This window comes from Kiloniella sp. (assembly GCF_965205715.1).
Classification (GTDB): domain Bacteria; phylum Pseudomonadota; class Alphaproteobacteria; order Kiloniellales; family Kiloniellaceae; genus Kiloniella.
Map to the genome: position 1 here is coordinate 1 of NZ_CBDBHW010000014.1, position 19,753 is coordinate 19,753.

Below are 19,753 nucleotides of genomic sequence, written 5' to 3' on the forward strand. Positions count from 1 at the left end.
TTTCTCAGGATAAGGTTTCAGCCTTATCCTTTAGAGCTTTCGTTGCTTGCATTAAGGTGTTCTGCTGCTTCTCCCAGTAGTCTTCCTTCAAGCGATAGCTCAAGAAATCGCACATAATCACTGTCATTCGTAATTTGTTTTCGCGCAACAGGAATAACGTCCAGCGGGTTCTGAGCATCCAGTTCGTATTTTTGTATAATGGCAATCAGCTCCTGACTAATAATTTCTAACTGTTTTTGGATGTCAGGGATCGTTGTTGGCTTATTCATGCCTCAGGCTCTCAGAAATGTTTTAAGAAGATCGACCATCTTATCGATTTCTTCTTTGGTATTAAAGTAATGTACGGAGGCTCTTACTAACTGGGAAATGCCGCATTGGTCAAATAAAACTGGATTTCCTGTTCTGCCTGGCGTGGAGACATGAATTTGGTTAGTTTCTAAAAAAGCCCTTATTTCGGTACATTTTTTTTGATCAGAATAAAAACTCACGATGCCGCATTTTTTATCTCCCAAATCGAGTAATGATATACTTGGGATATTTGATAGTTCATTTCGAAAATATTGACTAAGATCAGATATTCTTTCTTCAATATTTTTTACACCAATTTGTAGGGCGTAATCTATTGCCTGTCCCAACTGTTCAGCGACAATAACCTTGGCCGGTTGCGACAACCACCTTGGCCGGTGGATCTGATCATTAAAAAGGGCGTGCCCGTTTGATAATCAGATCCACCGGCCAAGGCTTAATTTGGTGTTAGTTACAAGCTGCTGTGAGTTGATAAATTAGGAACCTCTAGATGTAATTGGAGGAACCTGTTTGCCGTATAAATTTATCACAGATGAACAACTGAGACTTTACATGACAGATAGAAAAACTCATGGTCAACGAACCGCCGCTGCCCGCGCAGGGTTTAGCGAACGCACGGCCCGCCGATTTGACGTTGATGCGACTTTACCGTCACAACGCAATATAAAGCGAGGGCGAACAGTTTCTGATCCGCTTGAAGATATCTGGGATAAGGACATCCTTCCCATTTTGGATAAAGACAACTCGGTCAAACCCATTACTTTGTTGCGCCACATACAGAGCCTCTATCCGCTCCGTTTTCCCGATGACCGTGTCAAGCGCACGTTAGAGCGCCGAGTTCGGGGATGGCGGGCTCTGAATGGCCCTGAAAAGGATATCATTTTCAGGCAAACACCTGAGCCGGGTTACATGGGCCAATCAGATTTCACGGATGCAGCCGACTTAAGTATTACCATTGCAGGAGATCCTTTGGTGCATCGGCTCTATCATTTTGTTCTGGTATATAGCCGATGGGAACATGTTGGGGTCGTACTTGGCGGTGAGAGTTTTACAGCCCTTGCGGAGAACTTACAAAATGCGCTTTGGTCCTTGGGGGGCGCTCCTGAAAACCACCGGACCGACAGCCTGTCTGCGGCCTTTCGGAATTTGAGCGTTGAGGAAAAGGAGGACATTACCAAACGTTATTCTGCTTTTGTTGAGCACTACGGTATGGAGGCCAGTCGAAATAACAGAGGGGAATCACACGAGAACGGTGCCATTGAATCTCACCACGGTCACCTTAAGACTGCGATAAAGCAGGCCCTGATTTTGCGTGGCAGTAATGACTTTGACACTTTGGATGAGTATCGGCGATTTTTGGACGAGCTGATTGCTAGACGGAACAAACATCGTGACCAAGATATCCAAACAGAGTTGAAATCTCTCAAGGCGTTACCTCCTCGGCGAACAACAGATTACACTGAAGTCGTGTCGAGAGTTACCAAAACAAGTGGTTTTTTAGTTAAGCAGGTTTTTTATAGCGCCCCTTCTCGCCTAATTGGTCAACGCTTGCGTGTCCATATTTACGATAACCGGATAGAAGCCTATCTAGGCAGCACTCATGTCGTCAGCCATTCTCGTGAGCGGGGGCACGGCAAAGGCCCCCGCATTCATGTTATCAATTATCATCACGTCATTCATGCTCTCAAACGTAAACCTCAGGCACTCGCCAATTCTATTTATCGTGACAGTATTTTTCCAAGAACCGAGTACTCCCTGGCCTGGACATTGTTTCAGAAAAAGTTGTCCCGCAGAGATGCGTGTCGTCAGATGGTTGGGATACTTTTCCTTGCGCACGAAGAGGCTTGTGAGGCCGAAGTCGCGCACCTGATTTCGAGAGAAATCAATGCAGGAAGGCTACCTTGCGCAAAAAAACTTAAGCTGAATATCACAAAAAAGAACACGGATTTACCTCCTGATATTCCCGTGGTTCAACCTTCATTATCAGTCTTTGATACTCTGTTGGAGGATCGGGCATGACAAACATTGAAGTGGATCAGCACAAGCTGCCTCTTATGCTAACTGACTTACGATTACCCAGCTTTCACAAACACTGGCAAGATATCGCAATCCAATCCGACAAGGAGGGCTGGTCAGCAGCCAGGTTCCTTGCCGTTTTGGCCGAATATGAATTGGCCGAAAGGGACACGCGACGCATTCAACGCCATCTCAACGCATCAAACCTGCTGGGCGGAAAAACTCTGGCCACTTTTAACTTCAAGCGGCTGCCTAACGTGAAAAAGGCGCAGGTCGAAGCCTTGTCTGCCGGTGACTGGATTGACGCAAGAGCAAATCTGATTGCCATTGGAAATTCAGGGGGAGGAAAAACTCATCTCCTATGCGCCGTAGGTTATGCTCTTATAGAGGCTGGATACCGTGTGCTCTATACGCAAACCAGTGATCTGGTGCAAAAACTCCAGGCTGCCAGACGTGAACTTATGCTCGAAAACGCCCTCGCAAAACTCGATAAATTTGATCTCATCATTCTCGATGATATTACCTATGCACAAAGGGATATATCTGAAACATCCGTGCTCTTTGAATTGATCGCCAGACGATATGAGTACCGAAGTATTGCAATTGCTGCCAATCAACCTTTTAGCGGATGGGACAATATTTTTCAAGATAAGGCCATGACCGTTGCAGCAATCGATCGTCTTGTTCACCACTCAACCATTCTTGAGATGAATATCGACAGCTACAGACAATGGGAAGCCGCCCAAAATCTCAAAAAAATGTTGCGGAAAACCACAAACAAAAAGGTGAAAAATATGCCTGAAGCATCGTAAATAAACGTCAGATCACAGCCGCATCAAAAGCGGCCAAGGTGGTTGACGCAACCGGACAAAGTGGTTGACGCTCTACACCCAACGCTGCTTTGCCAGCAAAATTACACTCCCACGTTTCAAAGCGCCTTGCATCTGAGCGAAGTGTATATTGCGTGGGTGTAACCAACTCTGCGGACCTTTGATCCAGGAGCGGGGGATCCAGCCTTTCTATCCAACTTTCTTTTACATACAAAAGCCCCGTTCCTCTCGGTCCTCGCAAATACTTTCGTCCTGTGCCCGAGAGAAAGTCACATCCAATATCTCTGACATCGATATCGACATGTCCTACCGCTTGGCAGGAGTCTAACAAAAAAGGAATACCTGCGGCATTCGCTATTTTTCCAACTTTTTTGACAGGATTGACTAAGCCACAACTCGTCGGAATATGACTGATGGAGATAAGTTTAACCTTATCATCAATCATAGTTTCCAGAGCAGATGTATTGATTTGTCCATTTTCATCGTCCGGGACAAAAATTATTTTTACTCCAAAGCGCTTAGCCTGTTGTAGATATGCAATGATGTTACTGCCATATTCGCTCACGGTGGTTAGAATTTTGTCTCCTGGCTTAAAATTAAAGCTGTAGAAAACCATTCCCCAGGCGCGGGTTGCATTTTCGGTGAACGCAATTTCTTTTTCTTTGCAGTTAAGCAATTTGGCTGATGCGGTGTAAAAATTGTCAAGAATGTCTGTTTTTAACTGGGCTGCTTCATATCCCCCAAGCTGTTCTTCATAATCTAGGTATTCATGAAATGTATCAGAAACGGGCGCGGGCATAAGGGATGAGCCCGCATTGTTAAAGTGAATAATTTTTCCACAGGCACGTGTTTCTTTCCGTACCTGATTAATATCAATAACGTTATTTTTCATGAGGAACCATCGGGTAAATTTTTTGAATTCTACTCCTCAAATCCAGAGCCTAAAACTACTTATCTTTCAATGTAGTAAAAAATGATAAATTGCAGGTGTGTATTTTATGTATTAAGTAAATATTCTGTGTTGGTTAATTAAGTATAGTAAACAAAAGTTAACCATAATTAATTGATATGTAACGGTGATGTTAACGTATTGTTTAGTTAAAAATGATACTTGTTATTCAATCGTAAATATACTGTTAGTACCACAAATCATACATAAGTATGTTATTTTATTGATTTAAAATCTGCATTAAATTTTATTTACTGTTATTATTATTTGTTTTTCCTCAATAGGCCTGACTGTATTTGCCGAGGGGGCAGTGCCAGAATTAGGAGCCTGAGGAGGCCACGATGTCTGAAAGTAATGTGCCGCGCACCCCTGGTGATGAAAATAAAGAAATCACCACAAGCGAAATTACAACCGAACAAACAAATGAATCTATAGAGGCTATAGGCCAAGAGGCGACGACTGTCCCTGTTGATTTGCCGCCGATAGGGACGACTCAAACTTATCAGAGCCTCCCGGGTCAAAGATTAGAGTTAAGCTTTGACGCTACACAAGCTGCGGCAACAGTAGAAGGCCCAGACCTTATCCTCAGCTTTGATTTAGACGCTGATGGTACCCCCGAAAGCCAGATAATATTTCAAGGCTTGGCGGGTGATTTCGATGCAGGTCAATCTCCTCAACTTGTTATCGATGGCACAGAAGTCGCATCCGAACAGCTTATTAATCTCGTCCTGGCACAGGCGGGAGATCTTCCACTTGAAACCGCAGCAGGGGCAGGCGCGGGCCCAGCTGGTGGCGGTGGTAACAGATATGATGATAATCTTGGCAGCATTATTGATCTCCTCAATGCCCAAGGTGTCATTCCTCCTACGGAACTCGAGTTTGGGCTTCCAGAACCAGTTCCGGATATCGTACCTCTCGTCGAAAATTCCCCACCGCTAGCAGATAATGTGGTTACACCTGTCCAATTTAACTTTGGCGGGGAAGGCGGTGAATATGAAGGTAGCAACCTTCCTGAGGACCTAATCGACGCCCTCGAAAATGTTGAAGGCGGTGGCATCATTGCTCAAGAAGCTGTTTTCGTTTCTGACGGCGGAGAATCTGGATCAGTTCAATACGTAAGCTTCACTTTAACAGAACCGACAGCAGTTAAGATTGAAACAGATGGTCCGACAATTGATCCACAAATCTATCTATTAGAAGATGATGGTGAGCGTTCTCTGGATGATATTCTAGCCACGGATGATGATGACGGTCCTCCGGCGGGGTCATGGTACAATTCAATTATTGAAACGGGTGATGAGATCGGCATTTTACCACCCGGGGATTATATTGTTGCCGTATCAGATTTTCATCTAAGTGAGGATGAAGCTGTTAGTGGCGTAAATGGCGGCGAAGGCGGGGATAGCGGTTTAGTGACGATTACCGTTACTGAGCTCGGCGTTGTTCTTGATGACAGCGACATTGTCATGTTCAAGCAACTGGATGTCGACGGTACCATTGGCGACGATGACGGCGGCGTTATCGGAACCTTTGGCGGGTCCGATGGAGAGACCCCATTAGAAAGCCTTGTCTTTACCCTAGAGAGCCTCCCTCAGTACGGGACCTTACTTCTCGTTACGGAAGATGGTTCCAGCATTATGGGTATAGGTGATACCTTTGATAGCACAGATACCGTTTGGTGGTTTGCAACAGAAGACCAGATTGAAAATTACCTTGAAGAAAACGAACAGCAGTTCCTACCCAACCCAACCTTTGACTATAGCGTCACAGATGAAGACGGCGGAGTGGCGCAGGAAAACGTCACGATCACACTTCCGCCACCAGAACCCCCTGAAGCATCCGTATATGTCAGTCAGGGTGAATGCCTCAACGAAGATACACAAGGGCAGCTGGGATTTGACGCTTATCCTACTGATCCAAATTCTAAAATCAGTGAGATCGTTATCTCTGGTTTCCCAACAGGATCAGAAGCCGATGCCTGGGTTGTGGATGCTGATTCTGTTTACATTGGCGGAGCTGACTTTACTTCAAGCTACAACAGCTCAACAGGTGAGTTGACGATTACAATTGATATCTCTGACCTGGACCTTGGTGAAGGTGTTCATGGTTATGTTGATGTTACTCCCAATCCTGATAGTGATGTTGATCACGAACTCACCATTGAAGCGACAGCTGTAAATGGCGGCGGCGGTGCTACGGGAGATTCTTCCAATACAATTCCAGTTGATGCTGATGCAGACGGCGGAGAGCAGTCAACGGGCGGGGCGGACGACGGCGACGCACAAATGTTGGCAGTTTCTGTTTCCGTTGCGGATGATCAAAGCGAGGATCCTGATAATACAACTTTCCAATTAAATGAAGTCGGTAGCGTTACTGTTAACGCCAGCTTTGATGACTTCACTGATGGGTCAGAAACTCATACCGTCGCGATCTTTGCTGCTGAAGGGTACAATTTCCTCGAATTTAACGAAGAAGACCTTCCTGCAGGCGTTACCCTAACTAGCTTTAGTGCCTCAACCCTCGTTTTTGATGTTGAAACCCTTAATGGTGTTGAAAACGCTGAAATTACAGTACCCGTTCAACTTGTGTCTGAGTTCTTTGGTGAATCAGATTTCACTGCACGTGTTATTGCAGAAGAAACCAGTACTGGTGATATTGAATGTGAGGACATAGGCGGCGAAGGTGGTGAAGGTGGAATATATCCACTTCCAGGAGATAATGTCGCTTTTGCAGACGATGATGCGACAGCAGTAAGCACAAATGTTGAGCCACCAGAAGTGTCCTTGTCTTTACCTGGCGAAGTTCAGTGCCTTCAAGAAGATAGCGATCTTGATAATGGTGACAACCAGGTTACTCTGTCAGTTGATGCTCTAGGTGATGATGAAATCACAGAGATCACTATCAGTGGTTTCCAGGACGATTGGACATATGACTTTAGTAATTTGGAATTTGATGGTGCTGTTCTTACGGACAGTGATGCTTCTGATGGATCGATCACTATTTCGGTACCAAATTGGGAAGAATACGAAGGAAGCTTTGCTGTTCAACCTCCAAATGATTCCGATGTTGATCACCCAACCCTAAATGCAGTTGCGACTGTTGTTGATGGTGTTGACCCAGATCTAAGCACCACAGGCGATGGCTCGATTGATATTCATGTCGATGCAGACGCTGATGGACCTGGCGGTGAAGGGGGTGGCGTAGATGATGGTGATGATTTCGGATTATCTGTCTCTGCCTCAATTGTTGATAGCTCTGGTGAAGATCCTGAAAATACCTCCTTTCAGGATGGTGAAGTCGGGACCTTGTCCGTGTCAGCCACTTTTGATGATTTCCTGGATGGATCTGAAGAACACTATATTGGGGTCATCGCCCCTGATGGTTTTGATATTCTAACCATCAACACTGACGACTTGCCTGCCGGTGTGACGCTTAACAGTAATGACGGCACCACGGCAATTTTCCAAGTCGACACAACTGACGGCGTCGGATTTGTCGATTTTGATCTCGCAGTTCAGAACGTAGATTCAGAAACTGGTGAAGCAGACTTTGTCGTCAAAGCTGTTGCACACGAAACCAATACAGGTGACGTAGAGTGTGACTTCGGCGGTGAGTTTGGTGGTGAAGAAGGAATTACCCCTTCGACTGGCGATAACCATGCCTTAGTCCAAAATACAGCAACTGCTGTTGTCACCATGATTACGCCTCCGGAAGTATCTCTTACCCTTCCAGATGAGGTTGATTGTATTCATGAAGACAGTTCAACTAGTAATGAAAACAATGAAGTAACCCTGACTGTTAATCCAGCGGATGATGATGAGATCACTCAAATCGTTATCACTGGATTCCAGGATGATTGGGATTATGATCTAGCTGGCCTTCTAACGGGCGGCGCATCGTTCATCGATGGTGATCCAGCAGGTGGCTCAATAGGCTCTTCTCCGCTTTGTTGAGTAGAAAAAGATGCCGACCGCCAAGTAACCTGTTGATATGTATGGTTTCTGATAACTTTACATAGAGCAGGTATATGACAATCAACATCTCGCAGCATATTTTAGGCCTCAAAGGGCAACGTGTAAATGAAATTAAACTGGATGACGGCGGTGTTAAGATTGTCATTCACTGCAGCCGAGACGCGCGTAGGAGGGCTATAGACCCTGCTACAGGCCAGAAGGGAAGCATCAACCAGCATGTCCGCCGACAAGTAAACGACATCCCCCTTTTTGGGTATCCTTGTGTGGTCGAGATTGAGCTGGCGCAGGTTTATATTAACAAGGGCGAACGCCGCATTGAGGGGTGTGATTTTGTTGATAAAGGGTGCCGTTTCACTCACCGATTTTGCCGACTGATCAGTGGATTATGTCGGCATATGTCTATTCAAGCGGTTTCCAGACATTTGGATATACGATGGGAAACGGTCAAGAATATCGACAGGGCATACCTTATTGAAACTCTCCCTACGCTTGATCCTGCAGAGCTAACTGGCTTGGAATATATTGGTGTAGATGAAGTTGCCCGGGCGAAAGGTCATGACTACATGACGGTGGTCTACGATATGGTTGGCGGTCATCTGATCTGGGTTGAAGCAGGCCGAACTGCCGAGGTTTTTTCAAGGTTTTTGAAACAACTGCAACCAGATACAGCCTGCAAAATAAAGGCCGTAGCGATGGATATGGGGCCTGCCTACCAAAAGGCTGTCAGAGAGTCCTTGCCGTTGGCCGACATAGTATTTGACCGTTTCCACGTCATGAAAAACTACAGCAAAGCTATCCATAATCAGCGTCGACTTGAGTTCAGAAAGGCCGATCCAAGTGGTAAAGAGTTGATGAAAGGGACACATTATCTGTTGCTCAAAAATGCGGATAAGTTGAGTGAAAAACAAAGTGACAAGCTGCAAAGGTTGCTGGAGAGCAATAGCAACCTGAATGCACTTTACGTCTTGAAAGAACAGCTTCAGCTGCTGTGGAGTGCCGCTTCATTTGAGGCGATGGCGGAGCAACTGGAACGTTGGTGCCTGATAGCAGATCAGTCACAGATGCTCTATCTAAAAAAGTTCGCGAAATCCCTACGGAAACATTGTGTGGGCATCTGCAACTACGCCAAACACAAGCTCACAAGCGCCAGGATAGAGGCTGGTAATGTCAGTATAGGAATGATCCGTAAGCGAGCCAGAGGCATCAAGTATACCGAATACTTCAAACTCAAAATTAGACAATCATCCATTCCAGATAATCAATCTATGCTCTATTTGAAATCCTAAATCTACTCAACAAAGCGGAGAAGTGCCAAGCTGGTCTAGCTGGTGGTGAAAGTACTAACAGCCTGGATCCAGCAACCTTTTTGACACAGGTACCTGCCGATTTTGGTCGCATGTGGGGTGATACGCTTGTAGAAGTATCCCGTATTGGTGAGATCGAATTCCGTTTGGCTGAAAGCATTGAGCCAACAGCTGACGCGAAAACCTGGCACTTCACAATCCGCAAAGGGGTTAAATTCCACAACGGAAAAACCCTGACTGCGACAGACGTATTAAAAACTATGCAGCGCCACTCTGGTGACGACACCAAATCTGGTGCTCTAGGTATTATGCGTGGTATTGAGTCCATGAAGGCCGACGGAGATGTATTCTCTGTTACTTTAACGACACCAAATGCTGACTTACCTTATCTGATGTCAGATTATCACTTGATCATCCAGCCAGATGGCGGCATGGACGCACCTGATGCCGGTATCGGTACAGGCCCATACAAAGTGACTGTCAATGAGCCAGGTGTTCGCCACGTTGGTGAACGTTTCGAAGATTATTGGGATGCCGGTAACCGTGGACATGCCGATACAGTTGAAATCGTCGTTCTAAATGACGCCACAGCACGTACCGCAGCTCTTCAAGGTGGTCAGGTTCATATGATCAACCGTGTAGAACCGAAAGTTGCGGATCTACTTGAACGTGTTCCAGGCGTTTCAGTCAAAAGTGTTTCTGGTCGTGGTCACTATGTATTCCTAATGCACTGTAACACTGCACCGTTTGATAACAACGATCTACGATTGGCATTGAAATACGCAATCGATCGTGAAGAAATGGTTGATAAAATTCTTCGTGGTTATGGTTCTGTTGGTAACGACATGCCTATTAATGGGGGTTATCCTCTATTCTCAGAAGATATCCCGCAGCGTACGTTTGATCCAGACAAAGCAAGTTTCCATTACAAGAAATCCGGTCACTCTGGACCAATAACATTGCAAACAGCTGCGACTGCCTTCTCAGGTGCTGTTGATGCGGCTCAGCTATTCCAACAGTCAGCAGCTAAGTGTGGCATTACGCTTGATGTGAAACGTGAGCCAGATGATGGTTATTGGACTGAAGTTTGGAACAAGCAGCCATTCGCAGCGTCCTACTGGGGTGGATCTCGTCCAGTTCAGGATCAAATGTATTCGACAGCTTATAAATCAGATGCGGACTGGAATGACACACGTTTCTTCCGTCCAGACTTTGATAAACTGCTACTCGAAGCACGTGCTGAACTTGATCAGGCAAAACGTGTCGGCCTTTATCGTGAAATGGGCCTTATGGTTCATAACGAAGGCGGCGTAATCGTCCCAATGTTTAATGATTTCATTAATGCCGTCAGCGATACCGTTGGTGGATGGGAAGATGATCCAAGTGGTGAATCCATGAACGGTTTCGCTCTTGCGAAAACTTGGTTAGCGTAAATATAAATCCATGGGACATCCCATTTTGAATTTGGTGGCTCAACGCATTGCGTTGGGCTGCCTTCTCCTCCTTATGGCATCTGTGTTAATTTTTATTGGCACTCAAATTTTGCCTGGGGATATTGCTCAATCAATTTTAGGACAATCCGCTACACCTGAAGCTGTAGCAAATCTTAGAAAAGACCTTGGCTTAAATGACCCTGCTTATGTCAGATATTTCACTTGGTTATCGGGCGTATTACAGGGAGACCTGGGTGTCGCACTATCAAATGGAAAGCCTATTGCTCAAGCTGTTGGACAAAGACTAAGTAACACTTTGTTTCTTGCTGGTTGGGCTGCACTAATTTCTGTACCCCTAGCCGTACTTCTTGGACTGTTAGCTGTACAATACAAAAACCGCTGGCCTGACAAACTTATTTCCGGAGTTACGTTAACAACAATTTCCTTGCCTGAATTCTTCCTTGGATATTTGTTAATTTTCTTTATTTCGGTTCAATTAAGATGGTTTCCTTCTGTGGCGATCATCAATGATTCGATGTCTCTAGGGCAGCAACTCAATACGATTGCTTTACCCGTTGCTGTTTTGGTTCTGGTTGTTTTAGCTCAAATGATGCGAATGACTCGTGCAGCAATTTTAAATGTAATGCAATCGGCTTATATCGAAACTGCTGAACTAAAAGGAATAACGCCTTTTAATGTGATTCGAAAACACGCTTTTCCAAATGCTATAGCGCCAATTATCAACGTTATTATGCTCAACCTTGCTTATTTGGTTGTTGGTGTTGTTATTGTTGAAGTGGTGTTTGCATATCCTGGAATGGGACAGTATCTGGTTGATCACGTTTCCAAGCGCGATGTTCCTGTTGTTCAAGCATGTGCCCTGATATTTGCTAGCGTATACATCTCATTGAATATTGTGGCAGATATTGTGTCGATTGTTGCAAATCCGCGTTTGCGACATCCGAAATAAGGGAAGCGATATATGAATTTTAGAAAAATTCCCTTAAGCGCACTCGTTGGCATAATTGCAACAAGTGGCTTTCTTTTCATAGCCCTATTCGCGCCTGTTATCGCGCCTTATGGTATGGCTGAAATCGTTGGTGATGTATGGGAACCAATGTCCGACAAGTTCTGGTTAGGAACGGATAATATCGGTCGGGATCTATTGACCCGTATGATGTATGGCGCCCGAACAACAATATTTATTGCCGGTGTCGCGACAATACTTTCCTTTGGGCTCGGATCTGTACTTGGTTTTACGGCTGCCGTTAAAGGTGGCTGGGTTGATATGGTCATGTCGCGTGCAGTTGATCTATTGATGTCCATTCCAACACTGATCTTTGCGCTCGTTGTTCTATCAGTTTTACCAGGTAACCTGCTTACTTTGATCGTGGTTATGGGAGTTCTTGATAGTACCCGCGTATACCGTTTATCCCGAGCAGTGGCTGTAGATATCAACGTAATGGATTACGTAGAAGCGGCTCGTCTCAGGGGGGAAGGTTTACGCTGGATCATCTTCAAAGAGATTTTACCTAATGCTCTGTCGCCTTTGGTTGCTGAGTTAGGCTTAAGATTTATCTTTATGATACTCTTCCTTTCTTCTCTGTCATTCCTCGGACTTGGAATACAACCTCCTGAAGCTGACTGGGGAAGCATGGTAAAAGCAAATAAAGATGGTATTAATTTTGGTATTCCTGCAGCTCTAATTCCAGGTTTTGCCATTGCCATTCTTGCTATCTCTGTAAATCTTGTTGCTGATTGGGTTCTTAATAGAACAAGTGATCTAAAAGGAGGTCGAGGCTAATGGCTGAAAACCTACTTGAAATTAAAAACCTCAAAATTGGGGCCACTGTTTTTCCGCCGGGTGAAAAACCACACGATATCACCATTGCTCAAGAGATATCCCTGACCCTAAAAAAAGGTCAAGTAATGGGGCTTATTGGTGAGAGTGGTGCTGGTAAATCCACCATTGGACTGTCTGCTATGTGCTATGGCCGTGGCGGAGTACAGCTTACGGCTGGCGAAGTCATTGTTAATGGACGTGACATCCTGCAGATTGGTGCTCAGGGCTTACGGGAGTTACGTGGCCGAGAGGTAACTTATGTCTCTCAATCAGCTGCGGCATCTTTTAATCCAGCTATGCGTTTAATGGAGCAGGTCATTGAAACGACTTTGCTTCATGGCCTGTCGACAAAAAAACAGGCTGAAGAACGTGCAGTTGAACTCTTTACCGCGCTGGGATTACCCGACCCTGAAAACATCGGTAATCGTTACCCACACCAGGTTTCAGGTGGTCAGTTGCAACGAGTCATGACGGCAATGGCTCTTTGTCCAAAGCCCGATTTGATTGTTTTTGACGAACCAACGACTGCGTTGGATGTAACGACCCAAATTGATGTATTGGCTGCAATTAAAAAAGCCATTCACGAAACAGGCGTTGCTGCACTTTATATCACGCACGATTTAGCTGTCGTAGCTCAGGTTTCAGATGAAATTTTGGTTTTACGTCATGGTAGAATGATTGAACACGGTACGACTGAGCACATTATAAAAACACCAAAAGAAGAGTATACTCAACAACTGGTGTCTGCTCATAGTATTACTCATGAAGAAAAGAAACCTACAGATAAACCAATCTTGTCTGTAGAAAATATTTCAGCTTCATATGGTGGTGCTATCAAAGTACTGTCGAATGTATCAGTGGACATTTATCCTGGCCAAACTCTTGCTGTTGTTGGTGAGTCTGGTTCGGGTAAATCTACTCTTGCCCGTGTTATCACAGGCCTTCTTCCGCCAAGTGAGGGGCGTATAACCTTTGAAGGTCAGGATCTTTCTCCTGCTTTGCCGGAAAGATCTATCGAGGATCTACGTCAGCTTCAGATGATTTATCAAATGGCTGATGTGGCGATGAACCCGCGCCAGACAGTGGGTACGATCATTGGGCGTCCATTAGAACTATACTTTGGTATGCAAGGTGCTGAAAAGCGCAAGCGTGTCATAGAGCTTTTGGATGAGATCGAAATGGGCGAGAAGTTCATTGATCGTTATCCTGCAGAGCTCTCTGGTGGTCAGAAACAGCGTGTTTGTATTGCGCGTTCATTGGCCGCGAAGCCAAAGCTCATTATTTGTGATGAGGTCACAAGTGCGCTTGATCCCTTGGTTGCTGATGGTATTTTGAAGCTCTTACTCGATCTTCAAAAAGTCGAAGACGTAGCTTATCTTTTCATCACGCATGACCTGGCGACAGTTAAATCTATCTCAGACTCAATCGCAGTAATGTATCAGGGAAGCCTTGTACGTTATGGATCTAAATCGGAAGTGCTATCACCTCCGTTTGATGATTACACGGATCTCTTACTTTCTTCAGTACCAGAAATGAAACTTGGTTGGTTGGAAGAAGTTCTTGCAAATAGAAAAATGGAAAGTGCCGGGAATTAGCTAGGCTAATCCCGGTTTCTTAGGAGTTCGGCACTTGGCTGTAAAAAATAAAGTTCTATTGATCATTCTTGATGGTCAACCCTGGAGAGATGCTCGTCGTTATATGGGTAATCTCGAAGGTTGGGTACAGTCCGGCGAAGCGCGCGTATGGAAAATGCGCGCGGTTTTGCCATCCACTTCAGCATGCTGTTACGCATCAATTCACACAGGCGTTACTCCGCAGGAACATAACGTTGTCTCTAATAACTCCATATTTCGGGTAAAACAGGCTGATGTTTTCAGTCAGGTTAGAGCGGCTGGCGGTAAAACGGGTGCCGTTACGCACTCGTTTTGGTCAGAATTCTTTAATCGAGCTCCTTTTGATATGGTTCGAGACATTGAATACGATGAAGAAGATGGTCCGATTAATCACGGCCGTTTTCATACCATGACCGGTTATGGTCATAATAACCAGATGACACCTTATGATGAGGATCTCTTTGCGACTTTGACCATGCTTACCGAGCGCCATGGCATCGATTATGGGATCTTACATACCTGTACTCTTGATTCCATGGGACACAGGTTTGGCCATGATTGTGAACAGATGGATCATGCATGCTTTGCAATTGATGCCATGTTGGCTCACTATCTTCCGCGCTGGATCAAAAATGGCTTTGAAGTTATCGTGACTGCCGACCACGGGCAATCTGATCGCGGGCACCATGGCGGACACGGCGATGATCAACAGGATGTAGCTCTCTATTGGTTCGGTGGCGGTGAGGGACCAAAAGAAGATGTCCTTCTTGACCAGCTACAATTGGCACCAACTATTCTGACCCGGATGGGAGCGCCAATTCCTGAAACAATGAAAGCCAAATCGTTTTTGAAGTAATAAATTAATATGGGAAGAGTTCGGACTTCCTGAGCATTCTACAGAATGAGGGCGATCTGCTTATTAATGTCATGAGTGTCTGGTAATTTAATCCGGTAAACCCCCGGCTATGCCGGGGGACTCTCAATGGTTTGACCGTTCCCACGGTCTTACATTTCTTTGTTTATTGACCAAAATAACAAAGGAATTAGCCGATGAGAGATTACAAAAGCCTTGCACATACGAGATGGGATTGTAAATACCACGTGGTTTTCATCCCTAAACGCAGGCAAAAAGTTATCTATGGCAACCTACGTCAGTATCTTGGTGAAATTTTCCATGAACTGGCCGGGCATCGCGAAAGTAAGATTGAGGAGGGCCATTTGATGCCGGATCACATTCACATGTGTATCAGCATACCGCCCAAACATGCTGTTTCAAAAGTCGTTGGATACCTAAAAGGAAAAAGCGCGATTGCCATAGCTCGAAAATTCAAAAATAAAGCACGGAATTTCAAGGGTGAAAATTTTTGGGCCCGTGGATATTTCGTCTCAACTGTAGGGCTCGATGAACAGATGGTGAGGGAGTATATCAGAACGCAAGAAGAGCGTGATAAGTACTTTGACCAAATGGATATATTCAATCCATAACCGCTTTAGCGGTTCCCAATTTGCCCCTTTAAGGGGCTCACCCGCTTAAGCCCCCGGCTTTGCCGGGGGTCATTTAACTAGACAATCTGTCAAAGTAGATCGCCCTTTTTCGTTTCGTAAAGGTTATGTAATGAACAACCAAGCTGCGAGAGTTCCCCAAATCATTCAAAGAGATGGTTATGTTGAATGGGAAAATATCTGGATCCCTTTGGCTGATGGTCGACAACTTTCCGCTCGTGTTTGGTTACCAGAGTGCGCTGATACAAACAAAGGAACGATAACCAGCGTTCCAGCGATCTTCGAATACCTCCCTTATCGCAAACGCGATGGAACAGCTCCCCGTGATGAAAGCACATACCCCGTTTTTGCTAGAGCTGGTTATGCTGGAGTTCGCGTTGATATCTGCGGAACAGGTGAATCTGACGGTGTATTTGATGATGAATACTCTCCGCGCGAACTTGCTGATGGTGTCGAAGTTATAAACTGGATCGCAGCACAAGATTGGTGCGACGGAAATCTCGGTATGATGGGGATTTCCTGGGGCGGTTTTAACGGCTTGCAAATCGCCGCTATGCGCCCAGAAGCTTTGAAAGCGGTTATATCAATAGGCTCAACAACAGACCGATATAATTGTGACATCCATTACAAAGATGGCTGCCATCTCAATTCCAATCTTTCATGGTCGGGAGTGATGCAATGTTACGCCTACCGCGCGCCTGATCCTATGCTGGTTGGGGAACGTTGGAAAGATATGTGGCTGGAACGTCTTGAGGGCTCCAAACTCATCTTTGATGAATGGCTAACACACCAGCGATTTGATGACTTTTGGAAACATGGCTCGATTGGTCAAAATTATAACGACGTTGAAATCCCATGCCTCGTTATATCTGGCTGGGCCGATGCCTATAAAAATGCACCGCCAGATACCGCAGAAAACCTACCTGGAGTAGCCAAAGCAATTAATGGCCCCTGGGTACACAAGTATCCTCATTTTGCCTATCCACATCCCCGTGCAGACTTTCATAAAGAAGCGTTGCGTTGGTGGGATCGTTGGTTAAAGAACAAAGAAAACGGGGCAGAAGAACTCCCTGATTACCGCGCCTATATTTCTCAGAATGTACGACCTTCGTGTTGGCGTGAATACGAAGAGGGACGGTGGGTTCAAGAACAGCATTGGCCTTCACCCGATATATCAAATCAAAGTTGGTATCTAAATGCAGACCACACCCTCAGTTTAACAGCAGGGGTAAGCCAAGAACTCTCGATATGTTCACCGGAAGATACTGGAACAGAATGCGGTGAAGTATTTGCGCTCAAGCCTGATGCAGAGACACCCGGAGATCAACGCATTGATGACGCAGGCTCCCTGGTATTTGAAACGGGCGAATTGGATGATGCCGTAGAAATCCTGGGAAGAACAAAGCTATCTCTCAACGTCACCATTGATGCACCTCTTGGAAATATCGCTGTTCGTCTCATCGACGTTCATCCAGACGGTGTATCTCATCGGGTGAGCTATGGCGTTCTAAATCTCGCCCATCGCAATGGCAATGAAACCCCCGTTAAAATGGTTCCAGGTAAAGCAGAGAACGTGACGGTTGTTCTTGATGAAGCTGGATACCGGTTTTTACCCGGGCACCGTATCCGGGTTTCAATATCAACGGCTTACTGGCCTTTAATCATGCCGGCACCGTATCACGTAACGGCATCAATACCCTTCGGTGTGGACGCAAAATTAAGCCTGCCTGTTCGAAAGACATCAACCGCGGCGACTGATAATCGGGATGAGGTCGACATGCCAGTTCCTGATAACTCAGATCCTTTACCACACTACAAAGAAATTAGCCCTTCTTCTGTCGATAGGTGGGTCAGAAAAAGCCTCTCGAAGAATGAAACTCAATATAATGTTGAGGAAGATAGTGGCGAAACGGAAATACCGGAACACGGTTTGCGTCATCGTTATCTCCGCTCGGAGAACTGGACCATTAATCCCGACACACCAGATGGAGCAACCGCGAGGTCTAGCTGGACGTGCTGGATGTCTCGTGATGACTGGTCAATCCGATTGGAAACAGAAGTTCTCATGACAATGAAAGCTGATTGCTTTGAAATTTCAGGCGACATGAAAGCCTTTGAAGCAGATCAGCAGATCTTTATTCGAACTTTCAACAAAACCATTGAACGTGATCATATGTAAAATGAAGAGGGGGTATTTACCCCCTTTTTTCTATAGTCGGAAGTTCACTCACTCCTAAGCTACAAATGATAATTCATACTCGAATTATCATCGTTTTTTCAAATCGCCCCTTTTGAACATTTGATGTTAAGGTACTTCACGTTTAATCTCTTACTTCACAACTTCTCCTTAAGTATCTGATAGTAGACAATTTTACTTTAGCAAACCTTCTTATCATTAAATTCCATGATCAATATTCATTTTTAAATTAGATGCTTCGGACGGTTGACAGTTTTTTATGAAAACATCAATGTCTGATCTGCTTTGACATGTTTTATTTGAGCTTTTATGGACGATCTCTGGCAGGCATTTTTTAAAGCAATTTCACTGGTTGTCACATTGGATGAGCAACTTATAGAAATTGTCTGGTTATCGCTACGGCTGAGCTTAAGTGCTGTAGGGATTGCCTTGGCTATTGGTTTGCCTCTTGGTGCAGTACTTGCTCTGACACGTTTTCCTGGTCGGCGTATCTTAAACATAATTATCAATGTTTTTATGGGACTTCCGCCCGTCGTTGTTGGACTTTTTGTATACTTATTGTTGTCTCGAAGTGGTCCATTTGGCGTCATGGGACTGCTTTTCACTCCGACGGCAATGATCATAGCTCAAGTTATTCTTGTCGTACCAATTGTAACCGCCATTTCACGCCAGGTACTTGAAGAACTTTACAATGAATATGATGAGTTGCTTCGTTCTTTGGATGCCAGTTGGTTTCGCCGTGTCACAGCGTTGGTTTGGGATGCAAAATTTTCGCTAACAACCGCTGGCTTGGCTGGTTTTGGACGCGCAGTTTCTGAAGTAGGCGCAGTTATGATTGTTGGGGGTAATATCGATCACCTAACCAGAGTCATGACAACGGCTATCGCTCTCGAGGCCCGTAAAGGTGACCTCACAATGGCCTTATCCCTAGGCATTGTCCTGATGATCGTTGCACTTGGTGTAAACCTTATCGCCTACACAATTACTGAATCTGCAAAAAGGCGGCATGCCAGATGAGAAAAATTCCATCAATCATGCCTTTGGAGCTACAGGGTGTTAATTACGCAGCCGGCGGCAGAAAACTCATCAAAGATTTAAGTTGTCAGTTTGAAGCGGGTCGAAAATATGTTGTTATCGGTCCAAATGGCGCAGGAAAAACATTACTTCTAAGACTTAGTCATGGTCTCTTAAAACCAGATACAGGGCAAATCAACTGGGTTGGAGCAAAAGGGCAAAATCCCAAAAGGGCTCAGGCCATGGTAAGTCAACGCTCAGTAATGCTGCGACGCTCAGCCTATGACAATATTGATTATGCGCTATCCGTTAGAGGAGTAAAACGATCCCTCCGTCCCGATTTAATAAATAAGGTTATTGATCAAACAGGATTAAAGCGTGTCGCGCACAAGTATGCTCCGTTACTGTCTTTGGGTGAGCAGCAAAGACTTGCCATTGCAAGAGCATGGGTCTTAAAGCCACAAGTCCTCTTTTTAGACGAACCAACGGCAAGTCTTGATCCGCCTGCAACTCATTCCATCGAAGAATTAATCAGCGAGATTTCCGCTGAAGGAACCACTGTAATAATGACCTGCCATGATTTAGGGCAAGCTAAACGCCTTGCTTCAGATGTGTTATTTATGTTCCGCGGTCGTTTAAAGGAAATGGCACCCGCTGAACAATTTTTTACCAAACCTGAAAATGATCTCGCACAAGCTTTTATTGACGGGCATCTAATCTGGTGGAAGCGACGCCCTGATCGTGACGACGCTCAAATATTAGAGAAATAAC

The 19,753-nt window shown here is 45.2% G+C and carries 17 protein-coding genes; 13 read left to right on the forward strand and 4 right to left on the reverse strand.

The features are described from left to right. Positions 1 to 23 precede the first annotated feature (23 nt). Positions 24 to 269: a hypothetical protein gene (locus ACOGW3_RS16820; protein ID WP_419901453.1), complete on the reverse strand. Its 246-nt coding sequence runs from the start codon at positions 267 to 269 to the stop codon at positions 24 to 26. 3 nt (positions 270 to 272) lie between these two features. After that, the gene (locus tag ACOGW3_RS16825; protein ID WP_419904076.1) at positions 273 to 671 is read right to left on the reverse strand and encodes an aminotransferase class V-fold PLP-dependent enzyme; all 399 of its coding nucleotides are present in this window, start codon (positions 669 to 671) and stop codon (positions 273 to 275) included. A 145-nt stretch (positions 672 to 816) separates the two neighbouring features. Between ACOGW3_RS16825 and istA the strand changes: the two genes are divergently transcribed. Further along, positions 817 to 2,325, forward strand: coding sequence for an IS21 family transposase (gene istA, locus ACOGW3_RS16830; protein ID WP_419901087.1), 1,509 nt, complete (start codon positions 817 to 819; stop codon positions 2,323 to 2,325). Beyond that, positions 2,322 to 3,134 (forward strand): IS21-like element helper ATPase IstB, encoded by an 813-nt coding sequence (gene istB, locus ACOGW3_RS16835; RefSeq protein ID WP_419901088.1) that lies wholly within the window; start codon positions 2,322 to 2,324, stop codon positions 3,132 to 3,134. The genes istA and istB overlap by 4 nt, the downstream gene beginning before the upstream one ends. 7 nt (positions 3,135 to 3,141) lie before the next feature. On the opposite strand, the gene ACOGW3_RS16840 is transcribed toward istB, so the two are convergent. After that, positions 3,142 to 4,044: an aminotransferase class V-fold PLP-dependent enzyme gene (locus ACOGW3_RS16840; protein ID WP_419904077.1), complete on the reverse strand. Its 903-nt coding sequence runs from the start codon at positions 4,042 to 4,044 to the stop codon at positions 3,142 to 3,144. A 398-nt stretch (positions 4,045 to 4,442) separates the two neighbouring features. Here ACOGW3_RS16840 and ACOGW3_RS16845 point away from each other — a divergent pair, with 398 nt between their 5' ends. Continuing rightward, positions 4,443 to 8,054 carry a hypothetical protein gene (locus ACOGW3_RS16845; RefSeq protein ID WP_419904078.1) on the forward strand — a complete coding sequence of 1,204 codons (3,612 nt, stop codon included), beginning with the start codon at positions 4,443 to 4,445 and terminating at the stop codon, positions 8,052 to 8,054. On the opposite strand, the gene ACOGW3_RS16850 is transcribed toward ACOGW3_RS16845, so the two are convergent. Next, the gene (locus ACOGW3_RS16850; protein ID WP_419904079.1) at positions 8,002 to 8,142 is read right to left on the reverse strand and encodes a hypothetical protein; all 141 of its coding nucleotides are present in this window, start codon (positions 8,140 to 8,142) and stop codon (positions 8,002 to 8,004) included. The genes ACOGW3_RS16845 and ACOGW3_RS16850 overlap by 53 nt on opposite strands. Here ACOGW3_RS16850 and ACOGW3_RS16855 point away from each other — a divergent pair. The 10 genes from ACOGW3_RS16855 (at position 8,129) to ACOGW3_RS16900 (ending at position 19,752) form a co-directional block, all read left to right on the forward strand. Next, positions 8,129 to 9,361, forward strand: a complete 1,233-nt coding sequence (locus ACOGW3_RS16855; RefSeq protein ID WP_419904080.1) for an ISL3 family transposase — start codon at positions 8,129 to 8,131, stop codon at positions 9,359 to 9,361. The genes ACOGW3_RS16850 and ACOGW3_RS16855 overlap by 14 nt on opposite strands. An 80-nt stretch (positions 9,362 to 9,441) precedes the next feature. After that, positions 9,442 to 10,812 carry an ABC transporter substrate-binding protein gene (locus ACOGW3_RS16860; RefSeq protein ID WP_419904081.1) on the forward strand — a complete coding sequence of 457 codons (1,371 nt, stop codon included), beginning with the start codon at positions 9,442 to 9,444 and terminating at the stop codon, positions 10,810 to 10,812. 34 nt (positions 10,813 to 10,846) lie between these two features. Further along, on the forward strand, positions 10,847 to 11,782 hold the full coding sequence (locus ACOGW3_RS16865; RefSeq protein ID WP_419905944.1) for an ABC transporter permease: 936 nt from the start codon (positions 10,847 to 10,849) through the stop codon (positions 11,780 to 11,782). 12 nt (positions 11,783 to 11,794) lie between these two features. Then, positions 11,795 to 12,616 carry an ABC transporter permease gene (locus tag ACOGW3_RS16870; protein ID WP_419904082.1) on the forward strand — a complete coding sequence of 274 codons (822 nt, stop codon included), beginning with the start codon at positions 11,795 to 11,797 and terminating at the stop codon, positions 12,614 to 12,616. Further along, a complete protein-coding gene (locus tag ACOGW3_RS16875) occupies positions 12,616 to 14,250 on the forward strand; it encodes an ABC transporter ATP-binding protein (protein WP_419904083.1) in 1,635 nt (544 codons plus the stop codon). Before ACOGW3_RS16870 ends, ACOGW3_RS16875 begins: the two co-directional genes overlap by 1 nt. 34 nt (positions 14,251 to 14,284) lie before the next feature. Then, a complete protein-coding gene (locus ACOGW3_RS16880; protein WP_419904084.1) occupies positions 14,285 to 15,124 on the forward strand; it encodes an alkaline phosphatase family protein in 840 nt (279 codons plus the stop codon). A gap of 194 nt (positions 15,125 to 15,318) precedes the next feature. After that, positions 15,319 to 15,753: an IS200/IS605 family transposase gene (gene tnpA / locus ACOGW3_RS16885; protein WP_419901154.1), complete on the forward strand. Its 435-nt coding sequence runs from the start codon at positions 15,319 to 15,321 to the stop codon at positions 15,751 to 15,753. Between the two features lie 130 nt (positions 15,754 to 15,883). After that, positions 15,884 to 17,950 carry a CocE/NonD family hydrolase gene (locus tag ACOGW3_RS16890; RefSeq protein WP_419904085.1) on the forward strand — a complete coding sequence of 689 codons (2,067 nt, stop codon included), beginning with the start codon at positions 15,884 to 15,886 and terminating at the stop codon, positions 17,948 to 17,950. A 327-nt stretch (positions 17,951 to 18,277) separates the two neighbouring features. Then, positions 18,278 to 18,985, forward strand: coding sequence for an ABC transporter permease (locus ACOGW3_RS16895; protein ID WP_419904086.1), 708 nt, complete (start codon positions 18,278 to 18,280; stop codon positions 18,983 to 18,985). Further along, the gene (locus ACOGW3_RS16900) at positions 18,982 to 19,752 is read left to right on the forward strand and encodes an ATP-binding cassette domain-containing protein (RefSeq protein ID WP_419904087.1); all 771 of its coding nucleotides are present in this window, start codon (positions 18,982 to 18,984) and stop codon (positions 19,750 to 19,752) included. The genes ACOGW3_RS16895 and ACOGW3_RS16900 overlap by 4 nt, the downstream gene beginning before the upstream one ends. Position 19,753: the final 1 nt, after the last annotated feature.